Origin of the sequence: Vibrio sp. Hep-1b-8, from assembly GCF_006124995.1 — a bacterium.
Classification (GTDB): Bacteria; Pseudomonadota; Gammaproteobacteria; order Enterobacterales; family Vibrionaceae; genus Vibrio.
Genome location: NZ_QEWN01000142.1, coordinates 1 through 12518 on the forward strand (window position 1 = coordinate 1; position 12518 = coordinate 12518).

Genomic DNA, 12518 nt, shown 5'->3' on the forward strand with positions numbered 1-12518 from the left:
CTTCATAAGCCTCTATGAATGCTTGCTGTTTTGCTTTATCAAACTTGTGTGGAACGCCTTTCGGTTGCTTGTAGCTAAAGCCATTGTGGTGAAGCCATTTGTTCATACCAGAGACCGTATAATCAAGTCCAAATGCCTCTTTAACGTAGGCGACAATTTGATGAGTGTGAGAATAGGTTTTCTCAGTCAAATGCTCGATTAGGTGCATGGTTTGAGTAGCAGAAAGCTTGCTTTGGCTTCCGCCATTTTCAGGCTTAAGTTTTTCAGAAAGAACGTAGTCACTAAGGTGGCGTGCAACGGTTGATTCATGAATGCGAAGAGCTTGAGAAATCATGGTCTGACTCCACCCCTCTGTGGTAAGCAATACTGCTTTAATACGGTCACGCACTCGACCATCACGAGTAGAATCGTGCATTTGTTCGAGTTGCAGTTTCTGCTGAGGAGTCAGTGTAATTTTCATGGTTCGTAGCATGATCCTGATTCTAAATAAAATCAAGCATTTTCAATGATCAGGGGTATAAAAGCTAACTGTTTGATATATATAGATCAATCACAGTTTCATTGTGGCAGGAGTGTTGGCGACAGAAGGTTTAACGCCAAACGAGCTGGTTTTTACCGATACTTTTCGCTTCGTTCAGGCACAAGTTGATTCGCTCTAGCACTTCTTCTGGAGTGTCAGAGTCTTTGAAAGCTGTGCTCGCGGCGGAAAGTGTGATGGTTAAATTACGGTCACGGAATTTGAACGGCAGTTTAGAGACCTGAGTCTGTATAGTCTGAATAAGATTAAATGCGTCAGTGTCTGTGACTTCTGGCAGCAAAAGAATGAACTCTTCGCCAGAAAAACGTGCAACCGTGTCGGTATCTTGCAGCTCTTTCTTAATGGTACGAGCAATGATCTTAAGGGCTTTGTCTCCCGCTCCATAACCAAAGCTGTCGTTGATCGACTTAAAGCCATCAATATCCAGCAGCACCACCCGTAAGCAGTGTTGGGCGCGAATCCAACGTCGATACTCGAGTTCTAAACGATCACTGAAGGCGGCACGATTATATACTTTCGTCAGTGGGTCCAATAACATACGCTGAGCCTGATCTTCTAAACGGCGGCGGTAGTCTTGCGTTACGTCGTATAAGGCTTCCAGTTGATTCTTGCCATAGTCCATACGTTCAAGCAAGGCTTGCTCACGTTGTTCGGCATGCTTTAATCGTTCCGTCAAAGAATTGAGTTGAGCAAGTAGCGGTGTTACTTGTGATTTCAGCGACTCCAGATTGGTTGCCGACGTCACTTTCGCTTGAGTATCGCTCAGCAGATCGGTGAGTTCACCGTTCATTTCTTGGCGATGTTCAAAATAACTGTGTGATTGCTGGACGTTTTGCGCTGAGCTTTTCAGTGTGGATGACAGAGACGCATTGACTTGTTCTAGGAACTGTTCAGAGGTCTTACGCTCATAATGGGTGCCATCAATGACCAACTTGAGAGTTTGCAGCGTCATCTCAAGTAATACGTGGCTATTAACGCCAATAAGCAATTTAGCTCGAATATCGGCCAGCAACTCGCCTGATTCGCCCTCAAAGTCCAGTTCGGTAATAAGGTGCTGTAACTCTTCAGACAACCTCAGCAGCAATTCACGGTCGGAGTTGCTGGAGATCTTATTAATGCTGAAATCAGGATTAGAAGTGATGATTTTAACAGAGCGTTCGTAGAGACTGAGAAGACACAGAGCTTGTTCTGCTTTAGAGTGCTCAAGACCGCTGGAGTAACTCAGTAGATCACGTAGATCGCGTTTTATCTTAGCGGGCAGCCCAGTAAGACGCAGCAGGGTTTCACCGCTGTGTTTAATTTGCGTGTCTAAGTGCTCTGTCTGTTTTTCCATAGCCAAGCCTTGTTGTTTAAGCAAGCGTTCTAATACCGCGAGTTTCGGTATTAGTGTACTGACGTCTTGTTGTTGCTCTATAGCTTGTTTTAGTTCTATTAGACCCGTCTGAAGTCGCGGGTTTTCACTTTTATAGGCGGCACTAAGCGACGCAATAATGCGTTGGAGTACCTTTTGTTCTCTTTTAAATTTGAACGAGGTATCCCTTTGTGTCAATCGAACCTGTTCCAATTGAGATTTCAGGTTGTGCAGCTGTGACTGAAGATCTTGTTCGAGGACGCCCATGAAAATCTAAACTTAAAGATAGAATCTAATTTATTTATTAATCTGTCGATAATATCAAATAAAACGAGGGCGTCACGACTTACCACGTTTGATTGACGAGCTTTTACTCATCTTTTAGTAGTTTTTTGATGCTGTCCTCATTCTTGAACGAAGAGTGTACTTTTATTAGCCCTTGGTTGATGGAATGCTTGCAAGCCTTGCGGATATTACCAGTGGCTAAACTTGCAGCAGGTGCGTTTTCAATGGCTTTTAAATAGACCCACTGACTTGAATGTTCTTTCATACTCAGTGTGCGAGCGGTACTGGTTGACATCAGTAGTACATCAATTAGTTCCTTATCATTAACCGCAGTATACGCTCTTGGAAGGAATGGATAGTCTGCCATACCAATACGAATGACGCGGTTAAGAATCCGATCAGGCTTGAATTCCATGATCCATTGTTGGATCTTTTCGAACATGGCCTCTGGATCGGTACTGTCTTTACTATTTGGTTCGATATAAAGCAGATTGGCATCGGAAAAATGGTAAATACGCGCAGGGTGCTCCACTTTTTGTTGTAGATAATCGCCAAATGCACGTTCTAATTTGAGTCCTTCCTGATAACCATGTTGAAGGTACATATTGCGCAGGAAAGGGACATCAATCATCACAAAACGTAAACGATCATTAAGTGGCTCATGTATCAGTTCCCCTACATGCCATTTTTCAAACTTGTGGCTGCTTTCTTCTAGTGAAGCTGGCAATTTCGCATTGAGCATCCGTAGGTTTTTCAGCCCTGAACGGGAATGCGTATAAAGGTCTTCATTAAGCTCATCGAGCTCTTCTTTCTGGACATTGATTACGTGACCACGGCGCATCAAGAAGATAAACAGTAAGGCGCAGAGAAGAAACAGCGTAAAGGTAATGTTTTGGAACTTGCGATATTCGTTGTGCGTCTTCTCCAACTGCTCTTTCTGTCCGTTGAGATGAAGAGTTTGCTCAACGAACTCCTTCTGCTGACGAAATGCGTCTTCGCTGATCAGATCGAGTTGCTGCTGCTCAATGGTCGCCAAGGAGTTGTATTGAACCAGATATTTGAGAGCAAGCTTATACTCTTTATTGAGTTCGTAGCCGAGGTAAAGCAGCTGACACGCTGATTTTTGCGTGCCGATATCCTGCTGCTGTTTGGCAATTTCTAGAGCTTTGCGCGCTTTGGTAATCACCTTTTGTGGCTCCTGTTTATGAAGAGCTAAACCGGACTCAAGGAGATACGCATAGGACTTTAACCGTGGAATATCCGCATAGGCCAGTAACTCTTGTGCTCGGTCTAAATACTGCTCAGCCAATGTGTAGTTGACTAGATGCAAGTAGGTAGCCGCAAGAGAGATGCGAATTTCAATCACGCTCTCAATATTGTTCTGTAGACGTTCATGATCCATTGCGTTGAAGTAATGAACTAATGCGAGATTATATTTTGCCTGCTGGAAATAGATGTCCCCCATGCTTTTGAGAATGGGAGCAAGGGCAGGGGAGTTCTGATAGTTGTCGAAAAAGTCTGCCGCCTGTGAGTAGTGATCGTTGGCCTTATCTAATACCTTTCGTTCGTAGAAGAGCTGGCCCAGAGTGCGGTTGACCTCAGCGAGCTGTCGAGCTGAGTCTGTCTCAATCGATTTCCAGTAACTGATGAGTAATTCAGAGAGCGCTCGATTGTACTTCTTGTTAGCAAGCAGGTGCTGACCCACAGTTGTGTGATACTCGATCCATGTGTGGATTGACTTCGCACTTTCAACATACGGCTTAGCTGTTAGGTAATACTCATCTGCGATGGCAATTTCACCTTCTTTTGACGCAATGGCGGCTTTGAACATGATGATGTTGTATTTCAATCCACGAGCGAGCTGTTGTGAATTGCCAATTTGGTCAAACTCTTGTTCGACTTTTGATAGCGTGTCTCTTGCTTTGATCGCGTTACCATCAATAAGCCAGTTGAGCCTAAGTTCGTCGAGCTTGGTTTCGATAAGTAAATAGGGTAATCGATAGGTTTGAGCTAAGGTTTTCGCTTCTTGCAGATATTTTAGTGCGCCGTGTACATTACCGATATTAAAATCTGCTTGAGCCAATATTCTTAACGCATCGATAGTGCTACCCGGAGTGCGTGTCCGACTGTCGGTTTCATCTCGAGAAATGCCAGAAGGGCTCTGATCGGTTTTATCAGATAAGGTACGCTGGTTAAGATAATCCGTCGCTAATTGTTTCGCCTGTTTGGGAACAATATTGACCAGATTATTCGCTTCGTTTAGTGATGGTGAAGAATAAATCGTACTCGCCATCAGGGGTGAAGACACCATCAGCATCAAAGCGCAGATGTAGTGTTTCCAGCGTATTCTTATCATTCTGAGTAATTCCTATTGGCGAGCCATACGTTGATTATGATTTGGCTGGCTGTTCACATTTGAACGATATGGGTTGATGTCCAAGCCTCCGCGACGCGTGTAGCGTGCGTAAACGGTCAAGGTTTCAGGCTGACAAAATTCCATTATGTCAGTGAAAATACGTTCAACACACTGTTCATGGAACTCATTGTGTTCACGGAATGAAACGATATAGCGTAGCAGTGCTTCACGATCTATCTGCTTACCCTTGTATTGAATTTCAACGCTGCCCCAGTCTGGCTGGTTGGTGATTAGGCAGTTTGATTTAAGCAGGTGGCTGTGTAGGCTCTCTTCTACCACTTCGCCTGTAGCAGCACCTTGAATCAGTGTTCTGTCGAAGTCATAGCTAGTTATTTCGATGTCCTGCTCATCAATACACTCTCCATCCATAGTGACGATGAGTGAATCGGTGTAGTCGACAACAGAGCGAACGGTGACGGAAACCTCTTCGCCAGCGCATTGAGATAGATCTTTGACCAATACGCGCTCCACCTCGTCCCAAGATGAAAATTGGGTTTGATTGAAACTATTTAGGTAGAGCTTAAAAGATTTGGATTCGATTAGGTTGGCACTGGTCGCAGGGATTGAAACCTCGCCAATCGCAACTTGTGGTAGCCCTTTGTCATTTAACCAAGAGAGTTCGTACAAAGTCCAAATATCACAGCCTTGGAACGGCAGTCTATCGCCAAGCTCAAGATCATCTCGGTTGAGGCTGCGAGGAACCGGTTGCAGTAGGCTCGGGTCGTACTGGTTAGAATACTCAGTCTTTTGGCCTAAGGTTAGACTGGCAAGTTCTTTGGCGTCAGAATATTTGCTCATACTTTTGTTCATTTTCTATTAGAATGTCGAGAATTTTACGCAATCCCGCTGTTAAAAGCGAATATTCATGTTGGAGAATCTAATGGCTGATAATGCCTTGCAAGCGTTACTCTCATTCAGTGAAAAATATCGTCAGGCACACTTAGATGTATCAGGTCAGTTACCGACGAGTACTGAGTTGGTGGATCTCGTCTCGCCATGCGTTGAGAGAAAGAGCGATGGGGCGGTAGAGTGGCAAGCTTGTCAGCGAGACACTCCTGCGGATTTTACCAATGTTGAAAGCGCGATAGAGCTGAGCTTACATCAAGATATCAAGACCTTTTATGGTTCTCAATATAGCGCAGATATGGATGCGACTTGGCAAGGCAACGAACTGACTTTGCTCCAAGTTTGGAGTGATGACGATTTTGTTCGACTACAAGAAAACATCTTAGGGCACCTTGTTACTCAACGCCGCCTAAAACTTAAACCTACCGTATTTATTGCTGCAACAGATGCGGAACTGGACGTGATTTCAATCTGCAACCTTTCTGGTAATGTCATTCTCGAACGCTTAGGGACGGATAAGCGAGATATCTTAGCGGAAGATATCGCGCAGTTTTTAGCGAATCTAGAGCCAGTGGTGTAAGTATGTACGTTGTAGAACTTCAGTTCGAGTGCTTCGATAACACCACCATCTCGGCAGTGGATAAAGCAATTAATGGGTTGATGGATGCGTTTCGTTATAACGGTCAAGTGCTCGGCCGTGAATTTCCAATTGTGATGGGGGATGGCGAGTTTTATGTTCGCGTCGTCTGTCCTGAGCAAGACAGTTTGCACCCTAACTACCACTCTGATTTTGTCAAAGTGTGCCTTAATCGCTTAACTGAAGCTTGTCTGCTGGCACCCAAAATGCGTTTACTTGGGCGCGACCTAAACTCAGAAGAGGCGGCGGAACAAGAAGCGCCAAGCTGGCAAGTTTTGTATACCACGTATGTTCATACATGTTCTCCACTGCGTAGTGGAGAAACCCTGCTACCCATCCCACTTTATCGCAATGATCCGACGCTCAATGGTGACCATAAAGCCGTGATTAAGTGGCAAACAGAGTGGCAGGCATGTGACGAGATCCAGATGGCAGGTGGCTGCCGAGCAGAACATGCCGCTTTGCATGAGATTTGCGATACTGACAGCGTTCTATTTAAGCGCGGTTGGGATTTACGTGGTCGGATTGAGTACATCACTAAGATACCCACGTATTACTACCAATACCGTGTGGGTGGAAAAAGTCTTGCGGATGAGCAAGGGCGCAAGTGTCCAAAGTGCGGTGGAGAATGGCTTTTGGACCAACCCTTACACGATATCTTCTATTTCAAGTGCGACGATTGTCGTATCGTTTCCAATATCTCTTGGGATCACATCAAGTAGTAAGAGACATGATAATAAAAGACCTGCGACTATTGCGGGTCTTTTTCGTTGTGGCTATCGGGTTTACTCTCTGACTCTTTTGTGGAATCAGGCTTCTTGTCTATCTGACCAAACTTCATCTTGGCTGTGTATTTTAGTGCGGCAATGTTACCAATGATGACACTCAGAACAATAAAGATGATAACCCAAGGGTTGGTGAGGAATTCCATCACAATACCTACTGACAAATATTACTAATAAACTGATTGTAGATCGTTTCTAGCTGCGCTAACACCGCTTGCTGACCCCAAATTGGCGTTCTCTCAAGCTGTTGCTTAAGAGTTGAGAGCGTCAATAGTCGCAAGCACCGCTCTGCACTAGAACGATGACTTATGTGCCATGGCTCAAAGGCAACGCCACCAAGGTCTTTTGCATAGGGGAAAAAGAATCCGTGCTGAGCAAGATTCTCTTTCAACCAGAGATAGAACTTAGCTTGATGACCGCTAAGATATTCCCAAGGCTCCAGTTGCAATTGAGTATCGGCTGGCAGACTGTCTCGGTCAAAAAGATCGAAGTCGGTTCCCCAATGGTGGCGGCTGCCTCCTGGCAGGGCAGACCAGCGTAAAATGGCCATCACCTTTTGCTCTTCAGACAGGCCTCCCACCTCTAAAGGTTTGCTGTTACTGCCTAGAATCATGGTGTTTCCCGACATCTTGTTGTTCCAGATGGTTTTCTGACGCTCAAAGTCGCGAAATCCACTGGCGATGTTGAGATTAAAGCCAGCCTGAGCAGCCGACGTTTTGAGGGACAACAGATCATGACTCACTTGTGGATGAACCAAAAAAGCTTTTTGCCCGACAATAGTTTCGACTAAATGGGAGCTGGTTTGTCCGGTTAGCTGCTCAGGTGTCATGATCACGCGAGTAAATTCTCTAGAGTTTTCTGATACATTGCAGTGAGTTTTTCTAAGTCAGCGATTTTGACGCACTCGTTCACTTTGTGAATAGTCGCATTTACCGGACCTAACTCAACGACCTGACCACCCATTCTTGCGATAAAACGGCCATCTGACGTACCGCCTGTTGTCAATAGAGCTGGTTTAGTCTGATTAACGGCGTCTACTGCATCGACGACGGCGTCAAGCAGTGCGCCAGTATCAGTCAGGAATGGGTCGCCGTTGAACGTCCATTTAAGCTGGTAATCCAGATCATGTTTATCCAGAGTCTCAGTCACACGCTCAACGATAATCTCGTTGCTAAGTTCAGTACTGAAACGCAAATTAAACTGCACGTTGAATTCACCAGGAATCACATTCGATGCGCCTGTACCGGCGTGTACGTTGGGGATCTGAAAACTGGTTGGCGGGAAATAGGCATTGCCTTGGTCCCACTCAGTGGTCGCCAATTCGTGGATAGCCATTAGTGATTGATGAACTGGGTTGCGCGCCAAGTGTGGGTAAGCAACGTGACCTTGAATCCCTTTAACCGTGAGATCACCAGTAATAGAACCGCGCCGACCATTTTTGACCACGTCGCCGACCACTTCAGTACTGGAGGGTTCGCCCACGATACACATATCGATGGTTTCGCCACGTTCCATGAGAGCTTCAACAACTCTGACCGTGCCGTTAATAAACGGACCTTCTTCATCTGAGGTGATGAGAAAGCCAATTGAACCTTTGTGGTTTGGGTTCTCGGCGATGAATTGTTCTACTGCGATAATCATACTCGCCAACGAACCTTTCATATCCGCAGCACCACGACCATGCAAAAACTCACCTTTAATGGTGGGTTCAAAAGGTGGCGTATCCCAGTGTTCTAGCTTTCCGGCAGGAACAACGTCTGTATGACCAGCAAAGGCAAAGAGTGGTGCTTCGGTGCCTCGGCGAGCCCAAAAGTTAGTGGTGTCTTCAAACACCATCACTTCGATATTAAAGCCAAGAGCCTCAAGACGTTTAATCATTACATCTTGGCAGCCTGCATCTTCTGGTGTTACTGATTGACGGCTAATTAAATCTTTTGCGAGAGCCAGAGTCGGGCTGTCTGTCATCCTTGAAATCCTTTACTTATGTTATGAAAAAATAGCGGCGTACTGGTCGGCTTTAAAACCTAGGTGGTAGGTATCATTGGCAACCAGAATAGGGCGCTTGATCATTGCTGGTTGTTCTACCAACAGTTCAATCGCACTGTTTTGGTCAAGATTGTCTTTTTGCTCTTGAGAGAGTTGGCGAAAGGTTGTGCCGCGTTTATTGACGACGTTCTCCCAGCCAAGTTGCTGACAAAATGCCTCAACCATCGCTTTGTCGATACCTTGTTTGCGGTAATCGTGAAAATTGTATTCCACTCCCTCTGCCTCAAGCCATTTTTTTGCTTTTTTGATGGTGTCGCAGTTAGGGATGCCATACATGGTGATTGTCATACTAGAACCTTCGAAAGTGACTTTTTTAATATGTTTTCTGCATCCTAGCAGGAACTACACAGCGAGACAAAAGTGTGATGGATATATTTCATTGAGCTAAAAAAAGATGTTTCAAACGATGACGATCGTAGAGTTTTTGATCGAACGCAACACACGCCGAGACAAAACAGAAATAATGACTCTAGAAATTTATAGGAGGTATCAATGGAATTGAGTCCTGTCTTTGCAAGGCGCTTGTATCTTGCACTGCTTGTTGAAAACTTAGAGCGCCCAAATGTGCCCAAGCTGATTGAGCAAACAGGCTGGCCGCGTCGTACCATTCAAGACGTGATTAAAGCATTACCGGGGATTGGCATTGAGCTGATGTTTGTCCAAGATGGCAGGCGTCACAACGATGGTTATTATCAACTATCGGATTGGGGACCGTTCGATAGCCAATGGGTTACCGATCGAAGATCGGATATTGCCGCCAGTTTAGGTTTTAGTGCTTAAACGAGGATCATCAACCTAGCGAGTTAATCGCTAGGTTTTTTTATTTCTGAGTAATATAAATAAAGAATCCTATCCAACTTACGATGAGTAATAACCACGGAAGTATTGATGATTTAGCCGAAACAGGTTCTTGATCCCGTTGTGGCAATGGCTCTGATTGCTGAGTCGGTTGCTTGGCTTTCTGAACTCTTTTCTTCGCCTTATCTGCCTGACGAGAACGCTCTTTTTGTTGCTTTTTATACTGCGCAATGCCTTTCTCGATCCCTTGAGCAATCAGTTTAGTTTGCTCTTTGGTTTGACCGGGCTTTTGCGTAGCCTTGGCAATTTTCATTGCATCTTGTTGTGTTTCCGGAGAGGGAGCAACTTTGTTTTTCATGTTGATAGGTCTAGCTAGATCAAAGATGCAGATATCCTAACACGTTATAGTTATCAAATGATGATCAAAAGCTTGGGTATGCCAATGAAACGAACCTTGATTGCGAGTTTAATGCTGGCAATACCTTTGTCTTTGTGGTGGCAGGGAGACAAACCATCCCCCTATGAGCCGATCGAACAAATCACTTCCTCTGATTGGATGAGCTCATTGCAGCAGCAGCTCAAGCAAGATCCCAACCAAGCTGAATTGTGGTTCCAGCTTGGTCATGGTTATATGAATAAGCAGGAGTTTCTATCCGCTCTTACCTGCTTTGACTACACGATACGGCTAAGCGACACACCGTCAGCGAGTCAGTTAGCAGCCAAAGCCAGTGCGCTTTATTATTTAGAAAAACAAGTGATGACTGACGAAGTGGATGCTTTGCTTGCTCAGGCCCTAAACCTTGAACCCAACAATCTCACAGCATTAGCTCTGATGGCGGGCGACCACTTTATTAGTTTGCGTTATCAACAAGCGATCGATATTTGGACACAAATGCTGGATTCTAACAGCACAGATTTAGATCGTGTGTCGATTATTCACTCTTTGAACCAAGTGAAAGGCTTATAAAAAACCGGCGTATTTCGCCGGTTTTTTATTCTTATACTTTAGTTAGTATTTTGATTCTCGGGCTTTTGCCGCTTTTTCCCAGTCTGGAACGACGGTTTTGAGGAAGTTTTCTTTCTCAGCGTTCATCTTATCCATATCCATACCAAGTGCTTTTTGAGCAGCCGCTTTAGTTGAAATGTCGGGGAGTTCAACGGGTTCTGTGATGCCTTTCTTCGCTAGAAGACGGACGATTTTAGTACGAGCATCCGCAGCGCGGTCTACCGCAGTACCGAGTACTTCAAGTGCCACTTCAGGTGCATGCATATGAACACCGTGAGAGGCGATAGCGTAGTCCCAGCGCCACTGAGCATGACGGATGTCTTGAAGGATGTCTTTCATTTCCTCTTCGGTTGCACCGGCATCCCACGCAGCACCTGCTTCAAAGTGAGCCGCGACAATTTGTTTCTCGGCAGTCAGTTTCATGTTTAGTACTTGAGCCTTACGGGTTGAAACGATGTCACGTAGCTGATCTTTAGACTGAGTGTGGCAGTTTGCACAGGTATCTTCGAAGCGGTCAAATGGGTTACCGACTTTGTGGTCTGTGTAGACGGTACCGTCTTCCTTGGTCACTTTAGGCATATGACAGTCGACACAAGCGACTTTGTTCTTACCGTGAATACCGTCGCGCCAAGTTTCGTAACCTGGGTGCTGCGCTTTCAGCATTGGGGCTTTAGATACTTTGTGTGTCCAGTCTTTAAAGCCAAGTGCGTCGTAGTACTCTTCCATTTCGCCAACAGTGGTGCCGCGATCCCATGGGAACTTCACAGACTTGTTAGGGCCAGTAAAGTAGTACTCTACGTGACACTGTCCACATACCGAAGCTTGCTGATCGAGGCGAGACTGTTTTTCAAACGGTTTATCGATGGCCTGAAATGCACGTTCAACATATGGTTTGGCTAATGCAAGCGCAGGTTCACCATTTTTGAACGCTTCGCTACGAGTGTCGTGACAGTCGGCACAACCAATTGGGTTAGCAATCTGATCACCTAGTCGAGCCCATTTGCCTTCGAAGTAGCCATCTTCACCACGCTCGTCAATCACACGACCGACGTCAGGGCTTTTACAGCTCCAACATGCCATTGGCATTGGACCGGAGTTTTCGTCTTGTGGCGCACCCGTACGCAGAGTCTGACGAACATCGTCTAATGCGTAAAAGTGACCACGAGCTTTGTTGTAATCTTTAGCAAAGCCATAACCAGCCCACATGATAACCATGTTGGGATCTTCTGCTAGCGCGTCTTCAATATGTTCACTTTCTGACGTCGCTTTCCAAGACTCGTACTGGTCTGGGTGCTGTTGTTGGTAGGCGTCATTACGAGGATCAATTAAGCCTTTTTCGTCGGACGCAGCAAAGCTAGTGACGCTCATTAGTGAGCTAACCACAATTGCTAATGCTGCAGCGGATTTTGGTATCCAATGCAATTTATTCACAGTGCTATCTCCGTATTCTGTTTTTATTAGCAGCGTTGTGAACTGGCTATATTCCAAACTAAGAACTGGAGAAACTGAAATACATTGTAATAAACAGAAATAAATTAAATAACTTATTAATAATCCATCATTGTTCAAGATCAATTTTGGACAGTGATCCAGTTCAAATTAGTGTTTCTATACCTCTTTGGAGGTATTTGTTTGGTTGTCATTTACTTAATGAAACTTATTATCATCAATAACTTAGTGCGGGTTGGTGAAAAACTATTCGGTGATTCAGATCGAATTTTGAACAGTTTAATGTACCTCTTTAGGGTAGGAGGAGTACTATATTCTTAATAGCGTTGTGGCTTATCCAAAATAAGAATTGATCTCATTC

The 12518-nt window shown here is 45.0% G+C and carries 14 protein-coding genes; 4 read left to right on the forward strand and 10 right to left on the reverse strand.

Features of this window, described 5'->3' with window-relative positions; all coding sequences use genetic code 11:
* From DA100_RS19870 to queF, 4 genes are all read right to left on the reverse strand, one after another.
* Nucleotides 1-460, reverse strand: a 460-nt coding sequence (locus DA100_RS19870; protein WP_171052265.1) for a winged helix-turn-helix domain-containing protein, incomplete at its 3' end; no start/stop codon positions are given.
* A 130-nt stretch (nucleotides 461-590) separates the two neighbouring features.
* The gene (locus tag DA100_RS19875) at nucleotides 591-2156 is read right to left on the reverse strand and encodes a GGDEF domain-containing protein (RefSeq protein WP_138973714.1); all 1566 of its coding nucleotides are present in this window, start codon (nucleotides 2154-2156) and stop codon (nucleotides 591-593) included.
* Between the two features lie 103 nt (nucleotides 2157-2259).
* On the reverse strand, nucleotides 2260-4530 hold the full coding sequence (locus DA100_RS19880) for a tetratricopeptide repeat protein (protein ID WP_138973715.1): 2271 nt from the start codon (nucleotides 4528-4530) through the stop codon (nucleotides 2260-2262).
* Between the two features lie 12 nt (nucleotides 4531-4542).
* Nucleotides 4543-5388, reverse strand: coding sequence for an NADPH-dependent 7-cyano-7-deazaguanine reductase QueF (queF, locus tag DA100_RS19885; protein ID WP_138973716.1), 846 nt, complete (start codon nucleotides 5386-5388; stop codon nucleotides 4543-4545).
* An 82-nt stretch (nucleotides 5389-5470) separates the two neighbouring features.
* Here queF and syd point away from each other — a divergent pair, with 82 nt between their 5' ends.
* On the forward strand, nucleotides 5471-6016 hold the full coding sequence (gene syd, locus DA100_RS19890) for a SecY-interacting protein (protein WP_138973717.1): 546 nt from the start codon (nucleotides 5471-5473) through the stop codon (nucleotides 6014-6016).
* Between the two features lie 2 nt (nucleotides 6017-6018).
* Entirely contained in the window at nucleotides 6019-6795 is a 777-nt protein-coding gene (locus DA100_RS19895) for a Zn-ribbon-containing protein (RefSeq protein ID WP_138973718.1), read from the forward strand.
* A 29-nt stretch (nucleotides 6796-6824) separates the two neighbouring features.
* On the opposite strand, the gene DA100_RS19900 is transcribed toward DA100_RS19895, so the two are convergent.
* Genes DA100_RS19900 through DA100_RS21105 form a run of 4 tightly spaced genes read right to left on the reverse strand, consistent with a single transcriptional unit; the run spans nucleotide 6825 to nucleotide 9192 of the window.
* Complete coding sequence (locus tag DA100_RS19900) at nucleotides 6825-7004, reverse strand: DUF2897 family protein (protein ID WP_138973719.1); 180 nt, start codon at nucleotides 7002-7004, stop codon at nucleotides 6825-6827.
* A gap of 8 nt (nucleotides 7005-7012) precedes the next feature.
* A complete protein-coding gene (locus tag DA100_RS19905) occupies nucleotides 7013-7687 on the reverse strand; it encodes a M15 family metallopeptidase (protein WP_171052270.1) in 675 nt (224 codons plus the stop codon).
* A 2-nt stretch (nucleotides 7688-7689) separates the two neighbouring features.
* Nucleotides 7690-8823, reverse strand: a complete 1134-nt coding sequence (gene dapE, locus DA100_RS19910; RefSeq protein ID WP_171052266.1) for a succinyl-diaminopimelate desuccinylase — start codon at nucleotides 8821-8823, stop codon at nucleotides 7690-7692.
* 21 nt (nucleotides 8824-8844) lie between these two features.
* The gene (locus tag DA100_RS21105) at nucleotides 8845-9192 is read right to left on the reverse strand and encodes an ArsC family reductase (protein ID WP_171052267.1); all 348 of its coding nucleotides are present in this window, start codon (nucleotides 9190-9192) and stop codon (nucleotides 8845-8847) included.
* Between the two features lie 204 nt (nucleotides 9193-9396).
* On the opposite strand from DA100_RS21105, the gene DA100_RS19915 reads away from it, so the two are divergent.
* Nucleotides 9397-9684 carry a helix-turn-helix domain-containing protein gene (locus tag DA100_RS19915; protein ID WP_138973720.1) on the forward strand — a complete coding sequence of 96 codons (288 nt, stop codon included), beginning with the start codon at nucleotides 9397-9399 and terminating at the stop codon, nucleotides 9682-9684.
* Nucleotides 9685-9724: 40 nt separating this feature from the next.
* Here the strand turns inward: DA100_RS19915 and DA100_RS19920 are convergent, their stop codons facing one another.
* Complete coding sequence (locus DA100_RS19920) at nucleotides 9725-10060, reverse strand: DUF2956 domain-containing protein (protein WP_138973721.1); 336 nt, start codon at nucleotides 10058-10060, stop codon at nucleotides 9725-9727.
* Nucleotides 10061-10120: 60 nt separating this feature from the next.
* On the opposite strand from DA100_RS19920, the gene DA100_RS19925 reads away from it, so the two are divergent.
* A complete protein-coding gene (locus DA100_RS19925) occupies nucleotides 10121-10669 on the forward strand; it encodes a nitrite reductase (protein WP_240800979.1) in 549 nt (182 codons plus the stop codon).
* Nucleotides 10670-10711: 42 nt separating this feature from the next.
* Here DA100_RS19925 and nrfA read toward each other — a convergent pair whose 3' ends face one another.
* Nucleotides 10712-12139 carry an ammonia-forming nitrite reductase cytochrome c552 subunit gene (gene nrfA, locus DA100_RS19930; protein ID WP_138973722.1) on the reverse strand — a complete coding sequence of 476 codons (1428 nt, stop codon included), beginning with the start codon at nucleotides 12137-12139 and terminating at the stop codon, nucleotides 10712-10714.
* Nucleotides 12140-12518: the final 379 nt, after the last annotated feature.